The sequence below is a fragment of the Paraburkholderia sp. SARCC-3016 genome, from assembly GCF_031119615.1.
Taxonomy (GTDB): Bacteria; Pseudomonadota; Gammaproteobacteria; order Burkholderiales; family Burkholderiaceae; genus Paraburkholderia.
This window is the reverse complement of record NZ_JAVHZD010000002.1, coordinates 64232-89946: the sequence shown is the minus strand read 5'-3', so window position 1 is coordinate 89946 and position 25715 is coordinate 64232. Positions and strand designations below refer to the sequence as shown.

General features: G+C 63.1%; 21 protein-coding genes. 18 read left to right on the top strand and 3 right to left on the bottom strand.

The features are described from left to right. Positions 1–33 precede the first annotated feature (33 nt). The 9 genes from QYH69_RS02855 to QYH69_RS02815 all read left to right on the top strand — a co-directional run bounded on the left by QYH69_RS02855 (position 34) and on the right by QYH69_RS02815 (position 11143). Positions 34–1218 carry a fumarylacetoacetate hydrolase family protein gene (locus QYH69_RS02855; protein WP_308830409.1) on the top strand — a complete coding sequence of 395 codons (1185 nt, stop codon included), beginning with the start codon at positions 34–36 and terminating at the stop codon, positions 1216–1218. Positions 1219–1568: 350 nt separating this feature from the next. Further along, entirely contained in the window at positions 1569–2729 is a 1161-nt protein-coding gene (locus tag QYH69_RS02850) for an ABC transporter ATP-binding protein (protein ID WP_308830408.1), read from the top strand. Then, complete coding sequence (locus tag QYH69_RS02845) at positions 2716–3831, top strand: ABC transporter ATP-binding protein (RefSeq protein WP_308830407.1); 1116 nt, start codon at positions 2716–2718, stop codon at positions 3829–3831. The genes QYH69_RS02850 and QYH69_RS02845 overlap by 14 nt, the downstream gene beginning before the upstream one ends. Beyond that, positions 3828–4721 carry a carbohydrate ABC transporter permease gene (locus QYH69_RS02840; protein WP_075160813.1) on the top strand — a complete coding sequence of 298 codons (894 nt, stop codon included), beginning with the start codon at positions 3828–3830 and terminating at the stop codon, positions 4719–4721. The genes QYH69_RS02845 and QYH69_RS02840 overlap by 4 nt, the downstream gene beginning before the upstream one ends. After that, the gene (locus QYH69_RS02835; protein ID WP_308830406.1) at positions 4714–5535 is read left to right on the top strand and encodes a carbohydrate ABC transporter permease; all 822 of its coding nucleotides are present in this window, start codon (positions 4714–4716) and stop codon (positions 5533–5535) included. The genes QYH69_RS02840 and QYH69_RS02835 overlap by 8 nt, the downstream gene beginning before the upstream one ends. Further along, a complete protein-coding gene (locus tag QYH69_RS02830; protein ID WP_308830405.1) occupies positions 5535–5816 on the top strand; it encodes a DUF2160 domain-containing protein in 282 nt (93 codons plus the stop codon). Before QYH69_RS02835 ends, QYH69_RS02830 begins: the two co-directional genes overlap by 1 nt. A 107-nt stretch (positions 5817–5923) precedes the next feature. Next, the gene (locus QYH69_RS02825) at positions 5924–7666 is read left to right on the top strand and encodes an ABC transporter substrate-binding protein (protein WP_308830404.1); all 1743 of its coding nucleotides are present in this window, start codon (positions 5924–5926) and stop codon (positions 7664–7666) included. Between the two features lie 410 nt (positions 7667–8076). Beyond that, a complete protein-coding gene (locus QYH69_RS02820; RefSeq protein ID WP_308830403.1) occupies positions 8077–10362 on the top strand; it encodes a TonB-dependent siderophore receptor in 2286 nt (761 codons plus the stop codon). Between the two features lie 94 nt (positions 10363–10456). Next, positions 10457–11143, top strand: a complete 687-nt coding sequence (locus QYH69_RS02815; RefSeq protein ID WP_308830402.1) for a Fe2+-dependent dioxygenase — start codon at positions 10457–10459, stop codon at positions 11141–11143. Between the two features lie 33 nt (positions 11144–11176). Here the strand turns inward: QYH69_RS02815 and QYH69_RS02810 are convergent, their stop codons facing one another. Beyond that, entirely contained in the window at positions 11177–11488 is a 312-nt protein-coding gene (locus QYH69_RS02810) for a hypothetical protein (RefSeq protein WP_308830401.1), read from the bottom strand. 164 nt (positions 11489–11652) lie between these two features. Here QYH69_RS02810 and QYH69_RS02805 point away from each other — a divergent pair, with 164 nt between their 5' ends. From QYH69_RS02805 to QYH69_RS02780, 6 genes are all read left to right on the top strand, one after another. Further along, positions 11653–13068, top strand: coding sequence for an EAL domain-containing protein (locus tag QYH69_RS02805; RefSeq protein WP_308830400.1), 1416 nt, complete (start codon positions 11653–11655; stop codon positions 13066–13068). Positions 13069–13487: 419 nt separating this feature from the next. Beyond that, a complete protein-coding gene (locus QYH69_RS02800) occupies positions 13488–13682 on the top strand; it encodes a hypothetical protein (RefSeq protein ID WP_308830399.1) in 195 nt (64 codons plus the stop codon). 280 nt (positions 13683–13962) lie between these two features. Beyond that, complete coding sequence (locus tag QYH69_RS02795; RefSeq protein ID WP_308830398.1) at positions 13963–14418, top strand: 2Fe-2S iron-sulfur cluster-binding protein; 456 nt, start codon at positions 13963–13965, stop codon at positions 14416–14418. Position 14419: 1 nt separating this feature from the next. Further along, the gene (locus tag QYH69_RS02790) at positions 14420–16654 is read left to right on the top strand and encodes a xanthine dehydrogenase family protein molybdopterin-binding subunit (protein ID WP_308830397.1); all 2235 of its coding nucleotides are present in this window, start codon (positions 14420–14422) and stop codon (positions 16652–16654) included. 38 nt (positions 16655–16692) lie between these two features. Further along, entirely contained in the window at positions 16693–17961 is a 1269-nt protein-coding gene (locus QYH69_RS02785; protein WP_308830622.1) for a cytochrome c, read from the top strand. A gap of 255 nt (positions 17962–18216) precedes the next feature. Then, positions 18217–18870 carry a peroxiredoxin gene (locus QYH69_RS02780; RefSeq protein ID WP_308830396.1) on the top strand — a complete coding sequence of 218 codons (654 nt, stop codon included), beginning with the start codon at positions 18217–18219 and terminating at the stop codon, positions 18868–18870. Positions 18871–18957: 87 nt separating this feature from the next. On the opposite strand, the gene QYH69_RS02775 is transcribed toward QYH69_RS02780, so the two are convergent. Beyond that, entirely contained in the window at positions 18958–20550 is a 1593-nt protein-coding gene (locus QYH69_RS02775) for an alpha/beta hydrolase (RefSeq protein WP_308830395.1), read from the bottom strand. A gap of 202 nt (positions 20551–20752) precedes the next feature. Between QYH69_RS02775 and QYH69_RS02770 the strand changes: the two genes are divergently transcribed. Next, positions 20753–21565 carry an alpha/beta hydrolase gene (locus QYH69_RS02770; protein WP_308830394.1) on the top strand — a complete coding sequence of 271 codons (813 nt, stop codon included), beginning with the start codon at positions 20753–20755 and terminating at the stop codon, positions 21563–21565. Positions 21566–21656: 91 nt separating this feature from the next. Here the strand turns inward: QYH69_RS02770 and QYH69_RS02765 are convergent, their stop codons facing one another. Beyond that, entirely contained in the window at positions 21657–22616 is a 960-nt protein-coding gene (locus QYH69_RS02765) for a LysR family transcriptional regulator (protein ID WP_308830393.1), read from the bottom strand. A gap of 321 nt (positions 22617–22937) precedes the next feature. Here QYH69_RS02765 and QYH69_RS02760 point away from each other — a divergent pair, with 321 nt between their 5' ends. Then, positions 22938–24053 (top strand): NADH:flavin oxidoreductase/NADH oxidase, encoded by a 1116-nt coding sequence (locus QYH69_RS02760; RefSeq protein WP_308830392.1) that lies wholly within the window; start codon positions 22938–22940, stop codon positions 24051–24053. A gap of 69 nt (positions 24054–24122) precedes the next feature. Then, a complete protein-coding gene (locus QYH69_RS02755; protein WP_308830391.1) occupies positions 24123–25487 on the top strand; it encodes an MFS transporter in 1365 nt (454 codons plus the stop codon). Positions 25488–25715: the final 228 nt, after the last annotated feature.

The window sequence follows — 25715 nt, the reverse complement described above, 5'->3', positions numbered from 1 at the left end:
TAGGGCTCCCTACAAGCCGGATCCAACACGCCCATGCAAAAGATTTCCGCATCCGCCTGTCTACCTGAAGATCTCGAACAAGCCTTGCTGATCGGCCGCGTCTGGCGCCGCGATGGCGCGCACGAAGGGCCATGCGTGGTCGCCGTGCGCGGCGGCGAGGTGTTCGACATCACGAAAACGGTGCCGACTACCGCCGATCTTTTCGATCGCGACGATGCGGTCGATGTCGCGCGCAACGCGCAAGGCGATGCACTCGGTCCGGTCGCCGCGCTGATCGATGCGGCGCTCGCGGCGCGCACCGATGCCGCAATGCCGCGCCTGCTCGCGCCTTGCGACGTGCAGGCGATCAAGGCAGCCGGCGTGACCTTCGCGGTCAGTCTGCTCGAGCGCGTGATCGAAGAGCAGGCGGGCGGCGATCCGTCGAAAGCGAGGGAAGTGCGCGCGACGATCACGGCGCTGATCGGCACCGACCTGTCGAAAATCGAGCCCGGTTCAGATGCGGCGATGCGGCTGAAGGCCGAACTCGAGCGTCGCGGCGCATGGTCCCAATACATGGAGGTCGGCATCGGGCCCGATGCAGAAGTGTTTTCGAAATCGCAGCCGATGTCGTCGGTCGGCTTCGGCGCGGATATCGGCCTTTTGCCCGTGTCGGTGTGGAACAATCCGGAACCTGAGATCGTGCTTGCCGTCAACGGCGTGGGGCGCATCGTCGGCGCGACGCTGGGCAACGACGTCAATCTGCGCGATATCGAAGGGCGCTCGGCGCTGCTGCTCAGCAAATGCAAGGACAACAACGGCTCATGTGCGATCGGACCGTTCGTGCGTCTGTTCGATGAGCGCTTCACGCTCGATGCGGTGCGCGAGGCGAGCGTGTCGCTGCGCGTCGAAGGCGCGGACGACGGCTTCGAACTCGACGGCGTGAGCCATATGACCGAGATTTCGCGCGATCCCGCCGATCTCGTCGCGCAGACGTGCGGCGCGCATCATCAATACCCGGACGGCTTCATGCTGTTTCTCGGCACGATGTTCTCGCCGATCAAGGACCGCGATGCCCCCGGCGGCGGCTTTACGCATCACCTCCGCGACGTCGTGACGATCTCGGCGCCGAGTCTCGGCGCGCTCGTCAATACCGTTCGGCTGTGCACGGAAATCGAGCCGTGGACCTTCGGTGTGCGCGCGCTTTATCGCAGCCTTGCGCAGCGTGGGCTGATCGGCTGAGCCGGGCTCGCGCGATTCCGTCGCATCTGCCAAGGCCCGCTTCGGCGGGCCTTGTTATTTCCACTTCTGCTTTTGCGTGTGTCGTCGCCCGGACTGCGGGCAAACGTCAATGTGCTGCGTTGCGTCATTCTTTCCTGCCTGCCATCTGCTTTCATATAAAAGAGTGAAATCGACAATGCGTAAGACATACGTTTGATATCCGTTTTTAATGTGTATGGTTAACCCCGATTTAAACGTAAACGAACAAAAGGGACATTCTCTATGTTGTTTTGATTTCATTTTTGAACATTGGACCGGTCGGTCGGTACGACGAAAGCTGCGCCCTAGAAGCATTAAAAAAGGAGAGCGATTTGGTCTTGGAACTGGAGCAGGTCACCGTCGTGGCGGGCGGGCTGACGTATCTGTACAGCATCGACTTGCGACTCGTGCCGGGCGCGATCAACGTGCTGCTCGGCCCGACCCAGGCGGGGAAGACCACGCTGATGCGCGTGATGGCCGGCCTTGACCGGCCCACTTCGGGGCGTGTGCTCGTCGACGGGAAGGACGTGACCGGCGTCAGCGTGCGCGAGCGCAATCTCGCGATGGTTTACCAGCGGTTCATCAATTACCCGGCCATGACCGTGTACGAGAACATCGCGTCGCCGCTGAAGCTGCAGCGCGTCGACGCGGCGGAAATTCGCCGACGGGTGCTCGAGGTCGCGGCAAAACTCCATATCGAACATCTGCTCGAGCGGCGTCCCGGCCAATTGTCGGGTGGTCAGCAGCAGCGCTGCGCGCTGGCGCGAGCGCTCGTCAAACGCAGCTCGCTCGTGTTGCTCGACGAACCGCTCGTCAATCTCGACTACAAGCTGCGCGAAGAGTTGCGCGAAGAACTGACCACGCTTTTCAGCGACGGCAACACGACCGTTGTCTATGCAACGACCGAGCCGCTCGAAGCGTTGCTGCTCGGTGGCTATACGGCAATCGTCGACAAGGGCCGTGTGTTGCAGTTCGGTCCGACGCTCGACGTGTACAACGCGCCGGCGAGCGTCGATGCGGCCGCGGTATTCAACGACCCGCCAATGAACATGCTGACGAGCGAGCTGACCGCAAGCGGCAGCGCGCGCTTGCCGATCGGCATCGAAGTGCCGGTGCGCGGCGCGCAGCGGACGGCGCACGCGAGCAACGGCGCGATGGAGGCGAACGGCGCGAACAGCCGGGACGCAGCGGGTCTTGCCAACGGCACATGCCGCATCGGCATTCGCCCCGGGCATCTGCGGCTCGTGCCGAACCGCCCGCAGGCCTTGCCCGTGCGTTGCAGGCTCGAACTCGCGGAGCTGAGCGGCTCGGAAACCTATCTGCATCTGCATACGCTGAGCGGCGGCATCAATCTGATCGCCCAGTTGCAAGGCGTTCATCAGATCGACCTCGGCACGCAGCTCGACGTCTTTGTCGACCCTGACGAACTGTTCGTATTCGGCGCGGACACGAGGCTCGTCTCGAGCCCGGAGGCTTTGCATGGCGCGCATTGAGTTCGAAAATCTCGCGCATGCGTACCGGCCGAATCCCGCGACGCTCGACGACTATGCGCTGCAGCCGATGAGCATGGCGTGGGAAGACGGCGGCGCCTATGCGCTGCTCGGACCATCGGGATGCGGAAAGACGACGCTGCTCAATATCGTCTCGGGGCTCGTTGCGCCATCCGAAGGAAAAGTGCTGTTCGACGGGCGCGACGTGACCGCGCAAAGCCCGCGCGAGCGGAACATCGCACAGGTGTTCCAGTTCCCGGTGATCTACGACACGATGAGCGTATTCGACAATCTCGCGTTCCCGCTGCGCAATCGCCACATCGCCGCAAGCGAAGTGAAAAAGCGCGTGCACGAAGTGGCCGAGATTCTCGATATGACACGCGAGCTGCCGCGCAAGGCGAGCAATCTGGCGGCCGACGCGAAACAGAAGATCTCGCTGGGCCGCGGGCTCGTGCGCCAGGACGTCGCGGCGATCCTGTTCGACGAACCGCTGACGGTGATCGATCCGCACATGAAGTGGATGCTGCGGCGCCAGCTGAAAAAGATTCACCAGCAACTGAAGCTCACGCTGATCTACGTCACGCACGATCAGGTCGAAGCGTTGACGTTCGCCGACGAAGTGGTGGTCATGACCAATGGCCGCGTGGTGCAGCAAGGCGGCCCGGAAGCGCTGTTTCTGCGGCCCGATCACGCGTTCGTCGGGTACTTCATCGGCAGCCCCGGCATGAACCTGTGCCCGGTCGAACCCGATGCCGACGGCATCAGGCTCGGCGCGCAACGTATCGCGCTCGACGCCGACACGCTATCCGCCTTGAAGCAGGCGGCCGGCCCGCTCAAGCTCGGCATCCGGCCGGAATTCGTGCGCCTCGCGCACGAAGGCGAGCGCGGCGCCGTGCGTGCCCAATTGTTGCGCGCGCAACAGCTGGGCAACTATCAGCTCGTCAGCGCGCAATGCGACGGCCACTTGTTCAACGCGAAGCTCGAGCCGCATCTTAGCGTGCCGGACGGCGGCGCGGTGTGGTTGAAGCTCGTCGCTGCCGAAACGGTGTTCTTCAGCAACGACGAACGTATTCCCGTGAAGGTCGCCGAAAGGACCGAACGATGAACAAACCCATCAACCAGAAGGCGTGGCTCCTCGTGGTGCCGGTGTTTCTGTGCGTCGCGTTTTCCGCGATCCTGCCGCTGATGACGGTGGTCAACTATTCGGTGCAGGACATCATCAGCCCCACGCAGCATGTATTCGTCGGCACCGAGTGGTTCCGCAACATCATGACGGACCCCGATCTGCGTGGCGCGCTCGGGCGGCAGATCATCTTTTCCGCGTGCGTGCTGCTGTTCGAGATTCCTCTTGGCGTCGGCCTTGCGCTTGCGATGCCCGCATCGGGCTGGCGCGCGTCGGCCGCGCTCGTCGTGCTGGCGATGCCGCTGCTGATTCCATGGAACGTCGTCGGCACGATCTGGCAGATCTTCGGGCGCCCCGATATCGGCCTGCTCGGCTACGGTCTCAATCGCATCGGCTTCGACTACAACTACACGGCAAGCCCGACCGACGCCTGGATCACGGTGCTCGTGATGGACATCTGGCATTGGACGCCGCTGGTCGCGCTGCTCTGCTATGCGGGTTTGCGTGCGATTCCCGACGCGTTCTATCAGGCTGCGGAGATCGACGGTGCGAGCCGCTTCGCCGTGTTCCGCTATATCGAGCTGCCGAAAATGCGCGGCGTGCTGATGATTGCCGTGCTGCTGCGTTTCATGGACAGCTTCATGATCTATACCGAGCCGTTCGTGCTGACGGGCGGCGGCCCCGGCGATTCAACCACCTTCCTGAGCCAGTATCTGACGCAAAAAGCGGTCGGCCAGTTCGACCTCGGCCCGGCGGCCGCGTTTTCGCTGATCTACTTCCTGATCATCCTGCTGCTGTGCTTCATTCTGTACAACTGGATGAGCCGCGTCGGCAAAGGCGGACCGGCCGCGCAAGGAGCCGATCATGCATGACCGGACCGGCCGGCGCCGCTGGATTCGCGCAGTCGTACTGATCGTCTACATCCTGTTCGCGCTGATCCCGCTCTACTGGATGCTGTCGATCGCGTTGCGCACGAACGAGGAAACGATGTCGGCGTTCGCGCTGCTGCCGCAGCACGTCACGTTCGACAACTTCAAGGTGATCTTCACCGACCCGTCGTGGTACTGGGGGTATATCAACTCGATCATCTACGTGGCGATGAACACGGTGTTTTCGGTGCTCGTCGCATTGCCGGCCGCATACGCGTTTTCGCGCTACCGTTTTCTCGGCGACAAGCACATGTTTTTCTGGCTGCTGACGAATCGTATGACGCCGCCCGCGGTGTTCCTGCTGCCGTTTTTCCAGCTCTATTCGAGCATCGGCTTGCAGGACACATATCTCGCAGTCGCGCTCGCGCACATGCTGTTCAATGTGCCGCTTGCCGTGTGGATTCTCGAGGGCTTCATGTCGGGCGTGTCGCGCGAAATCGACGAGACCGCGTATATCGACGGTTATTCGTTCCCCGCGTTCTTCGTGAAAATCTTTCTGCCGCTGATCAAGTCGGGCGTCGGCGTGACGGCGTTTTTCTGCTTCATGTTCAGTTGGGTCGAACTGCTGCTCGCGCGAACGTTGACGACCGTCAACGCGAAACCGATCGCCGCCGTGATGACGCGGACCGTGTCGGCGGCCGGCATGGACTGGGGCGTGCTGTCGGCGGCCGGCGTGCTGACGATCGTGCCCGGCGCGCTCGTCATCTATTTCGTGCGCAACTACATCGCGAAGGGCTTTGCAATGGGGAGAGTGTGATGCTCAGATGGATGTACTGGACACCGGAAGTCGCGATCTTCTTTGCGTGCGTCGTCGTCATGCTGGCCGGCATGACGGTCTGGGAGCTGCGTGCACCGACCGTCGAACGCAAAGGCTTCCTGCCGATATCGACGACGCGCGGCGATCGGCTCTTTATCGGTCTGCTCGCGGCCGCTTACGTGAATCTCGGCTGGCTCGCGGTGACGAGCGAGGGCGCGAACGTGTGGCCCGGCGTGGCCGCCTCGGCCGTCGTGCTGCTGATCGTGATGTGGAAAGGATGACGCCGCACCGTACGCGAACGAACAAGGTTAGAAGAGACCGGTTCCGTTGATGCCCCGAGCGGCCGCCGGCGGATGATCCAAGGGGTGTGGAGACACAGGAGAAGACCATGCAACACAGGAGACGGATCGTCACGCTCGCGGTCGCAGGCGTCGTTGCAGGCGCTTTCGCGAACCATGCCGCGGTGGCGGGCATGCCCGAGGCGCAGAAATGGGTCGATAGCGAGTTCCAGCCCAGCACGCTCAGCAAACAGCAGCAGATGGACGAGATGAAGTGGTTTATCGACGCGTCCGCGAAACTGAAGTCGCAGGGCGTGAAGGAAATCCATGTGGTATCCGAAACAATCGATACGCACGTGTATGAATCGAAGACGCTCGCCAAGGCATTTACCGAAATCACCGGTATTCAGGTCAAGCACGACGTGATTCAGGAAGGCGACGTTGTCGAAAAGCTGCAGACGTCGATGCAGTCGGGACAAAGCATCTACGACGGCTGGATTTCCGATTCGGACCTGATCGGCACGCACTATCGCTACGGCGTGATCATGCCGCTGTCCGACTATATGAGCGGTGAGGGCAAGCCGTACACGAATCCGGGGCTCGACATCAAGGACTTCATCGGCACGAGCTTTACGACCGCGCCGGACAAGAAGCTTTACCAGTTGCCGGACCAGCAGTTCGCGAATCTGTACTGGTTCCGTGCCGACTGGTTCGCGCGCAAGGATCTGCAGGACAAATTCAAGGCGAAGTACGGTTACGACCTGGGCGTGCCGGTGAACTGGTCGGCCTATGAAGATATCGCCGAGTTCTTTACGAACGACGTGAAAAACATCGACGGCGAAAAAGTCTATGGCCACATGGACTACGGCAAGAAAGATCCATCGCTCGGCTGGCGCTTTACCGATGCATGGCTCTCGATGGCAGGCGAAGCGGATAAGGGCATTCCGAACGGCATGCCCGTCGACGAATGGGGCATTCGCGTGACGCCGGACGGCTGTCATCCGGTCGGCGCGTCGGTGTCGCGCGGCGGCGGCACGAATAGCCCTGCCGCGGTGTATGCGACGACGAAGTATATCGACTGGTTGAAGAAATACGCACCGCCCGAGGCGTCGGGCATGACGTTCAGCGAAGCGGGTCCGGTACCGGCGCAAGGTCACATCGCGCAGCAGGTGTTCTGGTACACGGCGTTCACGGCGTCGATGCTCAAGCCCGGCAACGTGACGAACCCGGACGGCACGCCGAAGTGGCGCATGGCGCCGTCGCCGCACGGCGCGTACTGGAAGGACGGCATGCAGAACGGCTACCAGGACGTCGGCTCGTGGACCTTCTTCAAGTCGACGCCGGCCAACCAGCGCGCGGCCGCATGGCTCTACGCGCAGTTCGTGACGTCGAAGACGGTGTCGCTGAAGAAGTCGATCGTCGGTCTCACGTTTATTCGCGATTCGGACATCCATAGCGATTACTTCACGAAGAACGCCGACAAGTACGGCGGCCTGATCGAGTTCTATCGCAGCCCGGCGCGCGTGGCATGGACGCCGACCGGCAACAACGTGCCCGACTATCCGAAGATGGCGCAGTTGTGGTGGAAGAACGTCGGCACCGCGGTCGCCGGCGAGAAGACGCCGCAGGCCGCAATGGACAATCTCGCCAAAGAGATGGACCAGGTGCTTGCACGTTTGCAGCGCGCGGGAATGAAGTCGTGCGCGCCGGAACTGAACCCGGAAAGCGATCCGTCGAAGTGGCTTTCCGATCAGCATGCGCCGTGGAAGAAGCTGGCCAACGAAAAGCCAAAAGGCGAGACGGTCAAGTACGATCAGTTGCTTTCAGCGTGGAAAGCTGGAAAGGTTCGCTGACCCGGCGGCACTCGTTGCGCATGTAGAAAATTTCACGTTATGAGCATGAAAGGCGGCACCTTCGGTGCCGCTTTTTTCTTTTCCAGACGCGGATTTAGATGCGATCGGGGCTTCCACATGCAGGCGCGCGATCGCTCCGCGTTGCGGCTTTTGTTTCGAATTCTTTCAAATTGTTAACTGATGCGTTTCGGCTACACCCTTGTCAGCCAACGATTGCCCGGCAGCGCGGCTTGTGTAATGATACCGATTCTCATTTATTTGTAACTGTTTCTAGCCAACAATAAGCAATCCCCAGCCGGTCGCGATGCTGCGCCACGGCATGGGGGCGGTCCCCGCACGCCTATTCGCGTGCGCCGGCGGCGTAGTGCCTGTCGGCTCATAAGAATTAATTGACAACGACAGGGAACCAGATGTTCAAGACGACGCCAGTCGCGGCGGCCGCCATGGCCATTTTCGCGACGCCGCTTTACGCCCAGACCACCAGCGCGCCCACGGCGCCTGCCGTGCCTTCAGCCATACAGGTCGCTCAGGCCGCAACAGGAACACAGACCGCAACCGGAGTTGCTGACGCAGCAAACAGCGGCGCTGCGGGCGGCGCCGGAAGCTCCGCGCCGGGCGCGACCCTGCCTGCCGTGAAGGTGACCGGCCAGGCCGACACCAGCAACGACTTCCAGCCTGACATCTCGAGTGTCGGCGCGAAAGTGCCGACCGCGTTGCGCGATATTCCGCAGGCAGCGGTGGTCGTGCCGAAGGCCGTGCTGCAGTCGCAGGCCGCAAGTTCGTTCACCGACGCACTGCGCAACGTGCCGGGCATCACGATCGCGGCGGCCGAAGGCGGCACGATCGGCAACAACATCAACCTGCGCGGCTTTACCGCGCGTACCGACATCTATCTCGACGGCTTCCGCGATCGCGGCCAGTACTATCGCGACACGTTCAACCTCGAATCGATCGACGTGCTGTACGGCCCGTCGTCGCTGTATTTCGGCCGCGGCTCGACGGGTGGCGTGATCAACCAGGTCAGCAAGCAGCCGACCCTGAAGCCGCGCGCCGACGTATCGGTGCAGGCGGGCACGCATGACCGCTATCGCACGACCGTCGACCTCGATCAGCCGATCACCGACACCTCTGCATTCCGAATCAATGCCTTCGGCCAGGATCTCGGTTCGACGCGTGACGTCATGAAGAGCAAAGACTACGGCGTCGCGCCGGAAGTGAAATTCGGTATCGGCACGCCGACCGAAATCACGCTGAGTGCGCTGATCCAGCACAACAACGATCAGCCCGACTACGGCATTCCCTCGCTGAATGGTCACCCGGCATCGGTAGTCGGCCCGTCGACGTTTTACGGCTTCACCAACGACCGCACGATTCAGGACGTGCAGACGTTCTCGGCGCGCATCAAGCACCGCTTCAACGAAAACGTCACGCTGAGCAACCAGACGCAGTACAGCCACTACAGTACCGACGTGCGCGCCTCGAATCCGGCCGCGGTGCTGACCGGGCCGCTCGCGACGTCGACGGCGTTGAGCAACGGCAACTTCACCACGCTCGATCCGTCGCAGCTGTTCGTGAAGATGCAGGGCAAGGACCGTGTGATCAACGATCATTCGTTGTACAACACGACCGAGCTCGAAACGAAGTTCGCGACGGGCTTTATCAAGCATGACCTGCTGGTGGGCGTCGACCTCAGTCACGAGACGTACAGCAATCAGTCTTACACGGCGACCACGCCGGGGCTGCCGTCCAACACGATCGCGATCGTGCCGCTGCTCAATCCGGCATATGTGCCGACGCCGGGAAACCTGCAGATCACCCGCGGCAATCTCGCCGAATCGAGTGCGAACGGCATCGGCGTCTATGCGAACGACACGGTGTCGATCGGCGAGCACTGGAAGGTCGTGGGCGGCGTGCGCTGGGACCGCTACGAAGCGTCGATCAACAACTCGATCAATGCGCCGGGCTATGCGACGCAGACGAACTACTTCACGAGCGTGCGCGGCGGCGTGATCTGGCAGCCAACCGACTGGCAGTCGTACTACGTGTCGTACGGCACTTCGTTCGACCCGTCGCTCGAAGCGTTGACATTGACGAACGGCCAGCAGAACCTGCCGCCCGTGCACAACAAGTCGTATGAAATTGGCTCGAAGTGGGATCTGCTCGGCGGCGGCCTGTCGGTCACGCAGTCGCTGTTCAACATCGAGCAGACCAACGCGCGCACGCAGAATGTGGACGGCACGTACACGCTCGACGGCAATATCCGCGTGCGCGGCTATCAGGCCGGCGTCGCGGGCCGCATCACGAACAAGTGGCAGGTGTTCGGCGGCTACACGTATATGGACGGCGATATTCTCGAAGCGCGCGACGGCACGCAGGGCAATACACCGGCGAACACGCCGCGCAACATGCTGACGCTGTGGACGACGTACGCGTTCACGCCGCAATGGGAAATCGGCGGCGGCCCGATTTACACGGGCCCGCGCTATGCGGCGAATAACAACCGCGTCGAAGTGCCTGGCTATACGCGCTGGGACGCGATGGCGGCGTTCCACCAGAAGCACTACGACATCCAGCTGAACCTGATCAACCTGACCAACAAGCACTACTACGATGCGATCATCCAGTCCGATGGCGGCCGCGCGGTGCCGGCTCTGGGCCGTACGTTCCTCGCGACGCTAAACTATCGCTTCTATTGATCGCCGCGGGCGGGTCTTCGAACCCTCACGAACGCCGCGCGCGTGCGTGCCTTGCAAGCAGGCATGCGCGCGGCCATGCAGGAAGCGCCAAACGATGATTGTCTCCATTCCCGACGTTCTGAGTCCTGCCGAGGCGGCCGCCATGCGCGTGCAGCTCGAAGCGGCAACCGACTCATGGGTGCACGGCCGTGCGACCGCCGGCTATCAGGGTGCGCCCGTCAAGCACAATCAGCAGATTGCTGAGGGCTCGCAAATCGCGCTCGAAATGGGCGATCGCATCGTCGCGTCGCTCGAGCGCAACCAGCTTTTCATCAGCGCGGTGCTGCCCAACAAGGTGTATCCGCCGCTATTCAACCGTTACGAAGGCGGCATGCATTTCGGCAGCCACGTCGACGGCGCGATCCGGCTCGTGCCGGGCAGCGGCCGGCGCGTACGCACCGATGTGTCGATCACGCTTTTCCTCACGCCGCCCGACGAATACGATGGCGGCGAACTGCTGATCGAAGACACTTTCGGCTTGCAGGAAGTGAAGCTGCCGGCCGGCCACGCAATCGTCTATCCGGGCACGAGCCTGCACCAGGTGCGTCCGGTTACGCGCGGCGCGCGCGTATCGAGCTTCTTCTGGGCGCAAAGCCTCGTGCGCGACGATACGCAGCGCGCACTGCTGTTCGACATGGACAACGCGATCCAGCGCCTCAATGCATCGAACGGCGACGAAGCCGCGCGGCGTACGCTCGTTGGTTGCTATCACAACCTGTTGCGCATGTGGAGCGAGACCTGATTTCGGTCGGTTGACGCGGAATTGGCGCACCGCTCAGCGCAGATCGCGCGCTTGCCGCGTGGTTTGCGCGTAACCGGCCGGTCTACACACCAGCGTCTGCGCGGTGTAGACTTGCGCCCTACAAAATAAACGAACACGCAGCTCGCAATTGCACGATTGATTGCCCGTCGTCAGCGGCGATTCTTCCGGCTGCAGCGTTTCGATAAAGTCGCCTGCCTTTTTTCTGCTCCCTCTCACTCGCAGCTCGCTGACCAGTTCGCCGGTTACCGCGTGACCGAATCGAAATGCAGCATGAATAGCGTCCTTATAATCCGAAGCTTTTGAGGTCCTCGTTTGCGTAGTCACGACGCCAGTTCATTGCCGTAAGCGCACACGTTTGCGTTGCGGCCAGTGCCGCTCATATTCGGACGCAAACGCGTTAGCCCGTTAAGCACGGCCTTTAGAAGCCGGGCAAGCGGGCCATTCCGCGAGGAATGAAACGAAAGTGCGGCAACATTAACCACACGACTATGCGATCGAGAAACATCGGGGTGTACTGCGTATTCGCTGTCTGCATGTTCGCGCAAGCGACCTATGCAGCGGCGCTCGTCGCGTCGGCGCAAGCGGCGCCCGCAGACGCAAACGATTCCGCCGGCGGCGCGTTTTCAGGTACCGATTGCGCAGGACCCGCCGTGCTTCGCTTGCCGGCGCCGCTCGGTGGCATGGGCATGAACCAGACGCTCGACGCCGACGCACCGGTCAACTGTCGTTTCACGCACATCGCGGCGAGCGATGATGGCGGCGAGGCACAGACCTCGGCGCCGTTCGATCCGGCCGCGCAACGAACCGCGACGGGCACGCTCGCGCCCGATGCGAACGCGCAGCAAAATCTGACTACCGCCGTCAGCGGCGGTATCGGCGCGTCGTTCATTCAGCCTTCGACGGCACGCCCCGCGACTCCTGCACCGGCCCCAACCGATAACGCGCATTCGAGCACCGACTCGGCTCGCGGCGGCGCCTCGGATTCGCCGGGTCCCACGACCGACTGGCGGTTCGTGATCCGCATCGGCATCGCGATCCTGCTTGGCGCCGCGTTGATCGCCGCGCTTATCGCAAGCGCGATGCTCGCACGCGCACGCTGGTTCAGTCCGCGCGCGACACTTGCACGTGCCGCGCGGCGCGGACTGCGGCGCAACGAATTTCATCTCGAGTATCAACCGGTCTTCTACACGCGCACACAGAAGTGTGTGGGCCTCGAAGTGATGCTGCGCTGGCGCAATTCGGTGCATGGCATTCGCGGCGCCGAATGGTATATGGAGCAGCTCGATCGCACGCCGATTGCGGAACGCATTCTCGACTATGTGTTCGAGACCGCCGCGACCGAACTAGAAACGTTAGACCATAGCGATTCGCTCTATCTGATCGTCGATGTGCCGGCATCGATGCTCGACTCGGCCGACTCGATTGCGAGACTCGTCAGGATGGCGAATCGACTGACGGCAAAAAGCCATGTCATTTTGCAGATGCCGATCGATGACATATCGGATGTGGTATCCGCGGTCGCGCAATTGCGTACCGACAGGATCCGGGTTGGCGTGTCGCATGTGCGGTCGGCATCGCCGGCGCTCGACTCGGCCGCGCGAGCCGGCTGCGATTTCGTGAAGGTCGATCGCGAGGTGATGGGCCTCGAAGAGGGCGCACGCGCGCATCGGTTGCACGAGATGGCGAGTGCGGGACGGCGTTTGAGCATGGCCGTGGTGGTCGACGGCGTCGAAGGCGTGAGCCAGTTCCATGCGGTCGGGCGCGCGCATATCGATCTCGCGCAGGGCTTCTATCTGGGCAAAGCGATCTCCGCTTCGCGCTTCTCGACGTTCTTCGACGACGAGATGAGGCATCGCAAGGACGATTCGCCGCCGCGTTTCATGCATGCGTTCCAGTCCCATTGATCGAACCGTGTCTGTATGAATAATGAAAGAAATGGGCTCGAATATGAACAGGGATCACATAAAGATGGCGTGTGACGACCCGATAGTCCCGGCCCCGGAAGGCGAACTCGCAAACGTTTATGCGAATCGCGGCGGCGCGCGCCGCGATCGCTCGAAGCCCCGCCGATCAAGGCAGAGCCGCTCCGCTGGCGGCTCCGCCGGAACACCGGGCCGGGTTTGGGCCGCAGCGGTTACCGCATAACTTTTGCCCCACCCTAAATGCCGATTGGTTGTGGCCGATATCCATTGAAGCGGCAACCAGGTGTCCGGAAGCACCGGGCCCGAGACGGAATGGAAATGACGCAATGGGATTATCGAACTCCGAAAAGCAGCGCAGGTACCGGCAGCGGCATCTAGGGCCCGGGGGAGGGAGCGAACGCTTGTCCGTTTTTGTCCGGATATCGACGAAGCGCAACCTCGAACGGCTTGCCAGCCACTATGGCAACACGATCACGAATACGGTCGAGAATCTCATCAACGAAAAGACGACGAGCATTCTGAACGCCCTCAGTGAGACCGAACAGCACGAGTTCTATAGCGAAGAGCCGGTTCACAAGCGGCAGAGCGCCAAATGACCGTGCGCTGAGCGCGTGCATGCGCTCAGCGCAAGCAGGCATTTTCTTTTAGCCGATATCGTTTCGCACGCCTATGATGCCGTAACGACACGTGCAGAACCGGCGACCTCCATCTTCATGACGGATTGCGAAATAATCCGTTCGAATCGGAAAACCGCCGCGCCCGCGTTGATAGAAGATCCTGATTGTCGATGCCGGCGCCGCGTCCCGCAGTAGCCACGCCCCGCGCGAGCGCCACCCGAACACAACGCAACTCGCTTCACGGAATGCGGGAGCTACGATGTTCACCGTCAACGTCAATGGACAAGACCAGCAGGTCGATGCGACGCCGGAAATGCCGCTCCTATGGGTACTGCGCGATCTCGTCGGCCTGACCGGCACGAAGTTTGGCTGCGGCATTGCACAGTGCGGCGCGTGCACGGTCCATCTCGATGGACAGCCAGTGCGCTCGTGCGTGATGCCGATCGCAGCCGTCGGCACACGCAAGGTCACGACGATCGAGGCGATCGGCGGTACGCCGGCGGGCCGCAGGATCCAGCAGGCATGGCTCGATCTCGATGTCGTGCAGTGCGGCTACTGCCAGTCCGGTCAGATCATGTCGGCCGCCGCGCTGCTCGCCGCGCATCCGCAGCCGAGCGAGGCCGACATCGATATGGCGATGGCCGGCAACATCTGCCGCTGCGGCACCTACGTGCGGATTCGCGCTGCGATCAAACAGGCCGCAAAGGGAGCGTGAAATGCGCATTCCACCGCACAGCGTGGAGCGCGCTTTCAGCCGGCGTGATTTTTTGCGTGCCGGGCTCAGTGTCGGTGTCGCGGCGGGCGGCGGTTTGCTGCTCGGCGTGAGCTTCGATGCGCGCAGCGACGGCGCCCCAGCCTCCGCGAGCGTGATTGCCGGCGACGGTTCGCTGCAGCCGCCAGCGGGCGTGTTCGCCCCCGACGCATTTATTCGCATCGATCCGGACGGCACCATCGCGCTTGTCATTTCCAAGGTCGAGATGGGACAGGGTGTCTACACGGCGATTCCAATGCTGATCGCCGAAGAACTCGCCGTGCCGCTCGATCGCGTGAAGGTCGAACATGCGCCGCCGGACGCCAGGCTTTATGCCGATCCGCTGCTCGGTCAGCAGGCCACGGGCGGCTCGTTATCGATTCGCGCGACATGGGAGCCGATGCGGCGGGCCGGCGCCGCGGCGCGCATGCTGCTCGTCAATGCGGCGGCACAACAGTGGCAGGTCGATGCCGCCGCCTGCGTCGCGCGCGATGCGGTTATCACGGATACGGCGAGCGGCCGCACGCTTGGCTACGGCGAATGCGCGTCGCGCGCGGCCGGCTTGCCCGTCAGCGCCGATCTGCTCAAGACCGTCACGCTGAAAAAGCCGCAGACATTCACGCTGATCGGCACAGCGCACAAGCGCCTCGATTCGCCGGAAAAAGTGAACGGCGTCGCGCGCTTCGGCATCGACGTGCGCGAGCCCGGGATGCTCGTTGCAATGGTCGTCAATTGCCCGGTGATCGGCGGCAAGCTCGCGAAGGTCGACGGTCGCGTCGCGCTTGCGCAGCCCGGCGTGCGGCAGATCGTGAAGCTGGACAACGCGGTGGCGGTGGTTGCCGACCACACATGGGCCGCGAAGCGCGGCGCGAGCGCGCTCGTGATCGACTGGGACGAAGGCGCCAACGCGAATCTGACCACTGCGATGCTGTTCGACGATCTGCGGCGCGCCTCGCAACGCCCCGGCGCGATCGCGCGCAAGGACGGCGACGTCGATGCGGCCTTCAAGGGCGCGGCAAAAAACATGGACGCGGTTTATCAGCAGCCGTTCCTTGCGCACGCAACGATGGAGCCGATGAACTGCACGGTCCATGTGACGGGCGACCGGTGCGAAGTATGGATCGGCACGCAGGTGCCGACGCGTGTCGTCGATGAAGCGGTCAAGGTCACGGGTTTGCCGCCGGACAGGATCGTCGTGCACAACTTCCTGATCGGCGGCGGCTTCGGGCGCCGGCTCGAATCGGACGTCGCCCGGCAGGCGGTCGCGATCGGCAAGCAGGTCGATGCGCCGGTGAAGGTGATGTGGAGCCGCGAGGAAGACATCCAGCACGACATGTTCCGCCCGTGCTACCTCGATAGCATCGCCGCCGGACTCGATTCGAACGGCAAGCCCGTCGCGTGGACGCACCGCATCGCGGGCTCGTCGATCGTCGCGCGCTGGTATCCGGAGTGGTTCAAGAACGGCATCGATCCGGACGTGATCGAAGTCGCGGCAACGCTGCCGTACGACGTTCAGGCGCAGCGCATCGACTACGTGCGCCAGGAGCCGCGCGGCATTCCAACCGCATTCTGGCGCGGCGTGGGTCCGACGCGCGGCACCTTCGTCGTCGAGAGCTTCGTCGATGAACTCGCGCACGAGTCGAAAACAGACCCGGTCGAATACCGGCGCGCGCTGCTCGGCAAGACGCCGCGCGCGCGCAATGTGCTCGACGTCGCGGCGCGCGCGGCCGGCTGGGGCACCGGGATGCCGAAAGGCAAAGGGCGCGGCGTGTCGGTGATGAACGCGTTCGGCAGCTTCCTGTGCGTGGTTGCCGAGGTCGACGTGAAAGACGGCGAGGTGCGGGTCGAGCGCATCGTCTGTGTGGTCGATTGCGGGCATGTCGTGAATCCGAACACGATCGAAGCACAGATCGAGGGCGGCGCGATTTTCGGCATCACCGCGACGCTGTGGGGCGAAATCACGCTGAAGGACGGCCGCGTCGAACAGACGAATTTCACCGACTATCGCGTGATGCGGATCGACGAGGCGCCGCGCATCGAGACGATCATCGTGAAAAGCGAGGAAGCGCCGGGCGGCATCGGCGAACCGGGCACGTCGGCGGTGATTCCGGCCGTGACCAACGCCATTTTCGCGGCGACCGGCACGCGCGTGCGGCGGCTGCCGGTCGGCGATCAATTGCGCTCGGGCCAGACGGCGTGAGGAGAGTCAACGTGAACTCGTATCCGCGCCTGGTGCAAATGGTTGCCGCAGCGCTTGTCGTGCTGTGCGGCGGCCTCCCGGCCACGTGTCGCGCACAAGGCGCGAAGGCCGATGCCGCGCTGGTCGCGCGCGGCGAATATCTCGCCAGGGCCGGCGACTGCCTCGCCTGCCACTCGACGCCGCGCGGCAAGCCGTTTGCCGGCGGCCTGCCGATGACGACGCCGATGGGTCGCATCTTTTCGACGAACATCACGCCGGACCGCGAGACCGGCATCGGCCGCTACAGCGAAGCCGATTTCGCACGAGCGGTGCGTGAGGGCGTCGCGCCGGACGGTCATGCGTTGTATCCGGCAATGCCGTACCCGTCGTACGCGAAAGTCAGCGATGCCGACATGAAGGCGCTCTACGCGTACTTCATGCAGGGCGTGCCGCCGGTCAAACAGGCGAACCGCGCGAGCGACATTCCGTGGCCGCTCAATATGCGCTGGCCGCTCAAGCTCTGGAACATCGTCTTTCTCGACAACGCGCGTTACCAGACGAAAGCCGGCAAGGACGCGCAATGGAATCGCGGTGCGTACCTCGTGCAAGGCCTCGGCCATTGCGGCGCCTGCCACACGCCGCGCGGCATCGGCTTTCAGGAAAAAGCGCTCGACGAAAGCGGGCGCGCGTTCCTGACGGGCGCGCCGCTCGAGAACTGGTTTGCGTCGAACCTGACCGGCAACCACAACACGGGCCTCGGACGCTGGAGCGAGGACGACCTCAATACGTTCCTGCGCACGGGCGCGAATGCGCACGCAACGGCATTCGGTTCGATGACCGACGTGATCAACTACAGCACGCAGGCGCTGACCGATGCAGACACGCGCGCGATCGCTCGCTACATCAAATCGCTGCCGGGCGGCCGCAGCGACGATGGGCCGCCGTATGCGCCGCATCCGGATGGCGAGCGGGTGGTGCTGGCCGCGATGCCTGACAATCGGGGCGCGCATACGTACGCGACTTACTGCATGCATTGCCATGGCGCGGGCGGACTGGGCGCGGCGCCCTGGCTCGCGCCGCTTGCAGGCAATCCGAACGTGCTCGAGCCCGATCCCGTCTCGCTGATCAACGTCACGTTGAACGGCACTGGCGCGCTTGTGATCGGTGGCGTGCCTGCGCCATATCCGATGCCGAAGTACCACGCGATGCTGACCGACGAGCAGATCGCGGACGTGCTGACTTTCGTGCGCGGCAACTGGAACAACGCTGCGCCGGCGGTCAGCGCCAAGGCCGTGGCGAAGGTACGCAGCGCGACGCGCGCGCCGTGAAGCGCTTGTCACGCACGGGCGCAGTAACCGGACGCACGAAACCCTCACGGTCAACGGTCGAGCGCGGCTTTCGTCCGAAGTATCGGCAATTCTGCCTCTGCTTCAAGCATGAGCCGCACGAAAGTCCCCAAAAACAAGGCGTCAAACGTGATTTCTTTGCCGGCAACCTGACTACAATTCAAACAGCCGCTATCTGCGTTCGCGTCTACGGCGGTATTAACGACACCGACGCGCTCAACCCAAGGAGGCTGGAAAATGTCGATTCGTTTAGGAGAAGAGGCACCCGATTTCACTGCCGAAACTACCGAGGGGACGATCCGTTTTCACGACTGGATCGGCGACAAGTGGGCCATCCTGTTTTCGCATCCGAAAGATTTCACGCCGGTCTGCACGACCGAACTCGGCTATATGGCCGGCCTCAAAGCCGAGTTCGACAAGCGCAATACGAAAATCATCGGGCTTAGCATCGACCCGGTGGCGGACCATCAGAAATGGCTCAAGGATATCGAGGAGACCCAGGGCCATGCGGTCAATTACCCGTTGATCGGCGACGCTGACCTGGCAGTCGCGAAGCTATACGACATGATTCACCCGAACGCGAGCGGCGGCACGCGCACTGCCGTCGACAACGCGACCGTACGTTCGGTATTCCTGATCGGTCCGGACAAGAAAGTGAAGGCGATGCTCGTTTATCCGATGAGCGCCGGCCGCAACTTCGACGAAGTTATGCGTCTGCTCGATTCGCTGCAACTGAACGCGAAGCATACGGTCGCCACCCCGGTGAACTGGAAGCCGGGCGACGACGTGATCATCCCGACCTCGGTATCGGACGACGATGCGCACAAGAAGTATCCGCAAGGTTTCAGGACGCTGAAGCCGTATCTGCGTTACGTCGCGCAGCCGAAATGACGCGCACCTGAAACGCTCGGACGGCGAAGTTGCCCCCACACTTCGCCGCCTGCGACCGGGATGCCGCGCAGGTCTCGAGCGCGCTCCTTACTTGAAGCTCTGGAAAAAGCTGCGCGCGGCGACTACGCAGAAGGGCGCGGCGAGTGTATGGATATCGGCCGACAGCTGCAACTGCGCAGCGGGCGTATTGCCGAGCTGTGCGGCTTCCTGTGCACGTGCGGCGGCAAATCCCGCCTGCAGCGCCGCGAACGGCCCGGATGGCGCCGCGTTGCCCGGGTCGACGTCGATCATGGTCAGCTTCGATGCATCCACACCTTCCTGCTGAAAAAACTTCGTGGCGATCTGCGTGTTCGAGAAGTACACGACGCTATCCGAATGCGCGCCGCACACTTGCACCGAAACGGCAGGCTTGAAGTCGAGCAGGTCGTTGCGCAACGCGTCCTGGCGAAGACCGGTCGCCGGCGCGCAGTTCGCAATTCGTTGGCCTGTCGCGTCGCTGCACGGGTTGGCGGCGACGTCGGCTACGAGTTGCTCGCGAAAGCTCGTGTTCAGAAAGAAATTGGCCGGAGCGAAGCCCGACTGCACAACGAGGGCCGTATCCGGATTCGACAGATCCGGCGGCGGCAGCGAGCCGGTCTGGAACAGCGCAGTCGCCGGTATCGCGTTTTCCGCAAACAGCGTCGTTTCGGGCGCCGTGCCGGGGAGAAGGGTGGGCGCGCGCGCCGCGTATTGCGGGGCAAACGTGTCGGTCGGCACGCGATAGACGTTGTTGTACGCGTGCTGCCAGCTGGCGACAATCAGATCGAACAGCAACGGCGCGGAGGCGCTCGGGGCGCCGTCGATTTCCTCGTCGACGAGATGCGAGAGTGCGTACGGTCCGCTCCCCGCCGCGAATGCCGCGGGGCGGAACTCGATCGGCAATTGCTGCATCGCGCGCAACGTAGCCAGTGCAACGTGGGCGCCTTGCGAGTAACCGGTTACGAACAGTTTGTCGAAGATGCTGTCGAGCAGCACCGAAGGAAATCCGATGCGTGCGGCGCGCAACGCGTCGATCATATCGGCAGACTGCTGGTCTGCATTCAGAAACGGCGCATAGGGCAACGTCGAACCCGCATAGCCAGCATAGTTCGGCATCACGACAGTAAACCCTTGCGCAGCGTAGACGGCGGCGACGAGCAGTGCGTCGTCTTCGCCGTCGATATCGCCGTTGAGATTGGTCGAGTCATAGTTCTTGTCCGTCGACGTGCCGTGCCCGTAGAGCACGACAGGGTGCGTGCCCGAGCAGCCGGCGGCCGAACCGGAAGGCTCCATCACCGCGGTAGCGGCGGTGGTCGGTTCGCCGGCTCCGCCGATCGTGTGGTAGCCGAGCGAAGAGATGTTGACGGTGCACTTTGGCGTGCCCGCGATTTGCAGCAGCGCCGGAGATTTCGCCTGAAGCAGTGCCGTGAACGCCTCGGGTGTAAGCGTCTCTTTGCTGACCGGTCGCCCCGTGGGTATGCCGCGCAACGGGATCCGCGCGGAAGCGGCGGCAGTGGTGCTCGCGGTGTTCGCAGTGCTCGCATCGACGGTGGCGCCCGGGCTTGCAGGCGCAGCCTCCATCGTCTGCGCGTACACGCTCGCCGCGCCAAGCAACGCCCCGAGTGCGGTGGCGGTTCTGATCATCGTGTAGAGTGGTGGCATAACTGATTTTCTCCGGTTAGAAACGCATTCCGATTGCGTGCCATGGGTGTCGTTCGTCATTCGTGAACGGCCTTAAACGTGCATGGCATGTGGCATAACACCGGACATGCGCGCGAATTCCTGCGCAGGAAAGAAATCGCAGGCAGACCCGACGAGACACGAAGACAAAAGCATCGAGACAAAGCACACGGAGACGGTCAGCATGGACTCATTCGACGACGACCTCGCGCGGTTCGCTGCCGCGGGCGCACCGCCGTTACCGGCGAGCCGGCGTCAAGGCCACGTCGACCATGACGGAGCAAGGATTTGGTATGCCGCTTGCGGGCGGCACGGCGATCGCGCGCCAGTCGTACTGCTGCATGGCGGCCTCGGTCACAGCGGAAATTGGGGTTACCAGGTCCCGGCGTTAGTGGCGGCAGGGCACTACGTCGTCACGATCGACAGCCGCGGACACGGACGCAGTACGCGCGACGCGCGGCCATACAGTTATGAATTGATGGCATCGGACGTCCGCGCGGTGCTCGATGCACTGCGTATCGAACGCGCTGCGTTGATCGGGTGGAGCGACGGCGCATGCACCTCGCTGATACTCGCGGCTCAAGCGCCCGAGCGCGTGGCGGGCGTGTTCTTCTTCGGCTGCAATATGGACCCCGGTGGTGCGAAGCCGTTTGTCGCGACACCGGTGATCGACCACTGCTTTGCGAGGCATGCGAAGGACTATGCGCAGCTTTCGGCCACGCCGCAGCAGTTCGACGCTTTCGTCGAAGCAGTCAGCACGATGCAGAAGACGCAGCCGAACTGGAGCGTGCATGAACTCGCGCGAATTCGCGTGCCGGTGACGATCGCGCATAGCGAGCATGACGAATTCATCAAGCGCGAACACGCTGAATATCTTGCCCGCAGCATTCGCGGTGCGCAGTGGGTGGTACTGGAAGGCGTCAGTCATTTCGCGCCGCTGCAACGGCCCGCGCTTTTCAACGGCGCGGTGCGATCGTTTCTTGCACGACTCGCCTGAACGGAAGGGGCATGCGAGCGACGTGAGGCGGGGTGCAGAACCGCGCCTCGAATGTCGCGTTTGAGCCGTGTCTAGTTCTTCTTTCGGATCGTCACGTCGCGCGCGGCCCGGTGGTTGATTCCGCGGTCGGCACGGCGGCCGCTTCCTTCTGCAGATGATCGACAAGAATGCGGGCCGGCATCGGCAGCGTGTCGAAGTTGCGCGCGACGATCACGAGCGGCCGGAACGCCCACGGTTCTTCGAGTTCGACGGCGCGTATGCCCGCCGACTCGAGATAAGGCATCACGCCTTGTTCGGGCAGCACCCCGATGCCGAGGCCCGCGCCGACCATGTTGCGCACGCCCTCGAAGCTTGTCACCTCGATGCGCACGCGCATGCGCCGGTCTGCGCGTTCGGCGGCCGCGCGGCACAGCTTTGGGATCGACGTGCCGTACGGCATGCAAACGAAATCGTCGTCGAGCGTTTCGTCGAAGGCGACGCGCGCGCGGTCGGCGAAACGATGCGCCTTCGGCACGATCAGGACGAGCTTGTCGACGCGATACGGCCGCACCTGCAGGTCGCCGAGCGCGTCGCGCGACGCCGCGCAGATGCCGAGGTCGGCGACGCCGCTCGAGATCGCCTGCACGACTTCGTCGCTGGTCTTCTCGACCATATCGACGCGCACTTGCGGATTCACATGCAAGAACGAGTTCAGCGCCGCGGGCAGGTACAGCACCATCGCAGTGAAATTCACGTAGATCCGCGCATGGCCGCGCAAGCCTTGCGAGTATTCGGACAACTCGTCGGAGATCTGCTGCAGATGCTCGACGAGCCGCTTCGCGTGATGATAGAGTGCGTCCCCGGCCGGCGTGGCGAGCACGCCGCGGCTATGCCGATAGAGCAGTGGCGTGCCGGCCTCGGCTTCGAGATCCGACACGCGCTTGCTGACCGCCGACGCGACCAGATGCATGCGTCCCGATGCTGCCGCGATACTGCCTTCTTCGACGACGGCGACAAAAATCCGCAGCGACTCGATATCGAAACGCAGCGGACGCTCCTCCGGGATGCGCATGCTCTAACGCCCTTTGTGTGCGGGTTTCCCCTGGTTTCTCGGTGGTCCTCGCGGCAGAGTGTCGGCCAGAGGCTATCCATCTCGATTGACGATGGCTGCACTGAATAATCAGAAATTCTCAAATCGTGCGCCAAACCGCATTCTATAACCCGTGCAGCGTCGCGGTGCGGACGATCGCAGGCGGCGTTCGCCGCGGCGAGCCATCGCGTGTCGCGAAGCCCATACGGACAACCGGGACCGCAGCATGACCGGCGACAGCCTCGCGCAATCGGCTCGTCCGCGGATTTCATTTCATTCAATCGGTTGAACTCAATCGCATCGATGGACGCAACCCTTTTCTCCCCTTTGAAGCTCGGTCCGCTCGAACTCGCGAACCGTATCGTGATCAGCCCGATGTGCCAGTACAGCGCGATCGACGGTTCGGCGAGCGCATGGCATCGCATCCATGTCGGCAATCTGTCGCAGAGCGGCGCGGCGATGATGCTGCTCGAAGCGACCGCGGTCGAAGCGGCGGGCCGCATTACGCCGCACTGCCTCGGCCTCTATTCGGACGACAACGAGCGCGCGCTCGCGCGCGTCCTCGACGACGTGCGCGAATTCAGCGACATGCCCATCGGCGTCCAGTTGAACCACGCGGGGCGCAAGGCATCGAGCGAACCGCCGTGGCGCGGCGGCACGCTGATTGCCGTCGAAAACGGCGGCTGGCAGACCGTCGCGCCGTCGCCGGTCGCGCAACGCGACGGCGAAGCGACGCCCGCCGCGCTCGACCGCGACGGCTTGCGGCGTATTCGCGACGCGTTTGCAGCAAGTGCGCGGCGCGCCGCGCGCGTCGGACTTGCCGCGATCGAATTGCACTTCGCGCATGGCTACCTGCTGCACCAGTTTCTGTCGCCGCTGTCGAATCGGCGCAGCGACGAATACGGCGGCTCGCTCGAAAACCGCATGCGCTTTCCGCTCGAGGTGTTCGAGGCGGTGCGCGCCGCGTGGCCCGCGGACAAGCCGCTCGGCGTGCGCGTCTCGGCGACCGACTGGGTGGACGGCGGCTGGGATCTCGAAGGGACGATCGAACTCGCGCAACGCCTGAAGCAACTGGGCTGCGACTGGATCGACGTGTCGACGGGCGGCTTGTCGCCGTTGCAGAAAATCCCGCTTGGGCCTCATTATCAGATTCCATTTGCGAAAGCGGTGCGCGAGGCCACCGGTATGACGACGGTGGGCGTCGGGCTCGTCACGCAGGCCGCCGAAGCGGACAACGCGATTCGCAGCGGCGAGGCCGACCTGATCGCGCTGGCTCGCGCGGTGTTGTGGGATCCGCGCTGGCCATGGCATGCGGCGGCGGAACTCGGCGCAAGCGTGACGGCGCCGCCGCAATACTGGCGCAGCGAACCGCGTGGCGTGAACAAGGTGTTCAGCGGCGCGTCGTTCGGACAGCGATAAAAGAGAAACGCGATAAGCCGACGCAGAACGGCGGCAGCACGCAGGCAAGTACATTGGAGACAAAGCGAGATGGAACAAGGGCACATTGCGGTCGGCTCACGCGGCCGCTGGTACGACGGTTTGACGGCGATGCACTGGCGCGTGCTGCGCGCGAGTTTTCTCGGCTGGATCTTCGACGGCTATGAGGCGCTCGTGCTCGTCGTCGTGCTCGCGCCGATGCTGCACTCGGTATTGACGCCGGCACAGGCTGCATCCTCGACCATCTATGCCGGGGTTGTGATCGGCATCACGCTGCTCGGCTGGGGCATCGGCGGCCTTGTCGGCGGCATTCTCGCCGACTACGTCGGCCGCAAGCGCATGATGCTGTGGTCGGTCCTGTTATACGCACTTTTCTCCGGTTTCACCGCGTTCTCCGACACGGTCTGGACCTTGTGCGCGCTGCGCTTCGTGACGGGCCTCGCGATGGGCAGCGAGTGGAGCACGGGCATTGCGCTGCTTTCCGAGACGTGGCCCGAGCAAGCGCGGGCGAAAGGCGCCGGCTTTCTGCAATCGGGCTTCGGCTGGGGCACGCTGACGGCGGCGGTCGTCTGGTACGCGATGTCGACGCTGCATCCGCTCGGCGCCGAAACCTGGCGGCTGATGTTCGCGCTCGGCGCGGTGCCCGCGCTATTCGTGCTGTACATACGGCGTGGCGTGAACGAATCGGAGAAATGGCAGCGCGCGGTGCGCGAGAAGCGCTGGAACGCGACATCGGCAACCGCGTCTGCGCAACGCGGCGCGAATGCGCTCACGCACGGCGACAAGCGGCCTTTCACGCTTACGCAACTGTTCAACGAGCGCGAGGCCGCGCGCCGCACCGTTATTCTGCTCGTGCTGTCGATCGTCACGACGGTCGGCTGGTGGGCGATCTCGAGCTGGCTGCCGACGCATACAGTGGCCATTGCCAAAGCCGAGCATATTGCCGATCCGCTGTCGTGGGGTTCGAAGGTTTCGATCTCGTACACGATCGGCGCCATCGTCGCGTATATGGTCGCAGGCTTCATCATCGATGCGATCGGCCGCAAGGCGTTTCTGTCGCTGGGCTTCGTCGGCTCGCTCGTGACGACGGTGATTACCTACAGATTCACGGGTAGCGTCGAAGCAATGATGGTCGTCGCACCGGTCAACGGTTTCTTTACGCTTGGTTGTGCGTACGTGTGGATGGCGATCTATCCGTGCGAACTGTTCACGAGTACCGTGCGTTCGACTGCGATCAGCTTCGTGTTCAACGCGGCGCGGCTGATCGCATGGGTCTTTCCGATCATCGCGGGCGGCATGATCAAGTCGTTCGGCGGCGTGCCGCAAGCGGCGATGGCGCTCGGTTCCGTTTATGTGATCGGTATCGTGCTGCCGTGGTTTTTGCCGGAAACGCGTGGGCAGGGCATGCCTGACTGACGCAACGAGCGTGTCCGTCCGCGGGCGACGAGCCATTTCGAAGCGCGCGGTATCCAGCCGTTCCCGAACGGTTGAATACCGCGCGCGTGCTTTTGTGCTTCGCGGTCGCGACTCGGCTCCGGCCACTTTAAAAAGTCTCCTGTAAAAAACCGCTTGAACAAGTTGCGATGCGCAATTATATTGGTTGCGCATCGCAACCAAAAAGAAGCGGCTGGATCGCAGCAATAA

What these genes read in the sequence shown, in the direction of transcription:
- QYH69_RS02815 (WP_308830402.1), top strand. Translation starts at nt 10,457, where the DNA reads ATGATTGTCTCCATTCCCGACGTTCTGAGTCCTGCCGAGGCGGCCGCC.
- QYH69_RS02840 (WP_075160813.1), top strand. Translation starts at nt 3,828, where the DNA reads ATGAACAAACCCATCAACCAGAAGGCGTGGCTCCTCGTGGTGCCGGTG.
- QYH69_RS02835 (WP_308830406.1), top strand. Translation starts at nt 4,714, where the DNA reads ATGCATGACCGGACCGGCCGGCGCCGCTGGATTCGCGCAGTCGTACTG.
- QYH69_RS02855 (WP_308830409.1), top strand. Translation starts at nt 34, where the DNA reads ATGCAAAAGATTTCCGCATCCGCCTGTCTACCTGAAGATCTCGAACAA.
- QYH69_RS02825 (WP_308830404.1), top strand. Translation starts at nt 5,924, where the DNA reads ATGCAACACAGGAGACGGATCGTCACGCTCGCGGTCGCAGGCGTCGTT.
- QYH69_RS02805 (WP_308830400.1), top strand. Translation starts at nt 11,653, where the DNA reads ATGCGATCGAGAAACATCGGGGTGTACTGCGTATTCGCTGTCTGCATG.
- QYH69_RS02775 (WP_308830395.1), bottom strand. Translation starts at nt 20,550, where the DNA reads ATGCCACCACTCTACACGATGATCAGAACCGCCACCGCACTCGGGGCG.
- QYH69_RS02785 (WP_308830622.1), top strand. Translation starts at nt 16,693, where the DNA reads ATGGTTGCCGCAGCGCTTGTCGTGCTGTGCGGCGGCCTCCCGGCCACG.
- QYH69_RS02820 (WP_308830403.1), top strand. Translation starts at nt 8,077, where the DNA reads ATGTTCAAGACGACGCCAGTCGCGGCGGCCGCCATGGCCATTTTCGCG.
- QYH69_RS02795 (WP_308830398.1), top strand. Translation starts at nt 13,963, where the DNA reads ATGTTCACCGTCAACGTCAATGGACAAGACCAGCAGGTCGATGCGACG.
- QYH69_RS02765 (WP_308830393.1), bottom strand. Translation starts at nt 22,616, where the DNA reads ATGCGCATCCCGGAGGAGCGTCCGCTGCGTTTCGATATCGAGTCGCTG.
- QYH69_RS02845 (WP_308830407.1), top strand. Translation starts at nt 2,716, where the DNA reads ATGGCGCGCATTGAGTTCGAAAATCTCGCGCATGCGTACCGGCCGAAT.
- QYH69_RS02755 (WP_308830391.1), top strand. Translation starts at nt 24,123, where the DNA reads ATGGAACAAGGGCACATTGCGGTCGGCTCACGCGGCCGCTGGTACGAC.
- QYH69_RS02830 (WP_308830405.1), top strand. Translation starts at nt 5,535, where the DNA reads ATGCTCAGATGGATGTACTGGACACCGGAAGTCGCGATCTTCTTTGCG.
- QYH69_RS02770 (WP_308830394.1), top strand. Translation starts at nt 20,753, where the DNA reads ATGGACTCATTCGACGACGACCTCGCGCGGTTCGCTGCCGCGGGCGCA.
- QYH69_RS02790 (WP_308830397.1), top strand. Translation starts at nt 14,420, where the DNA reads ATGCGCATTCCACCGCACAGCGTGGAGCGCGCTTTCAGCCGGCGTGAT.
- QYH69_RS02780 (WP_308830396.1), top strand. Translation starts at nt 18,217, where the DNA reads ATGTCGATTCGTTTAGGAGAAGAGGCACCCGATTTCACTGCCGAAACT.
- QYH69_RS02760 (WP_308830392.1), top strand. Translation starts at nt 22,938, where the DNA reads ATGGACGCAACCCTTTTCTCCCCTTTGAAGCTCGGTCCGCTCGAACTC.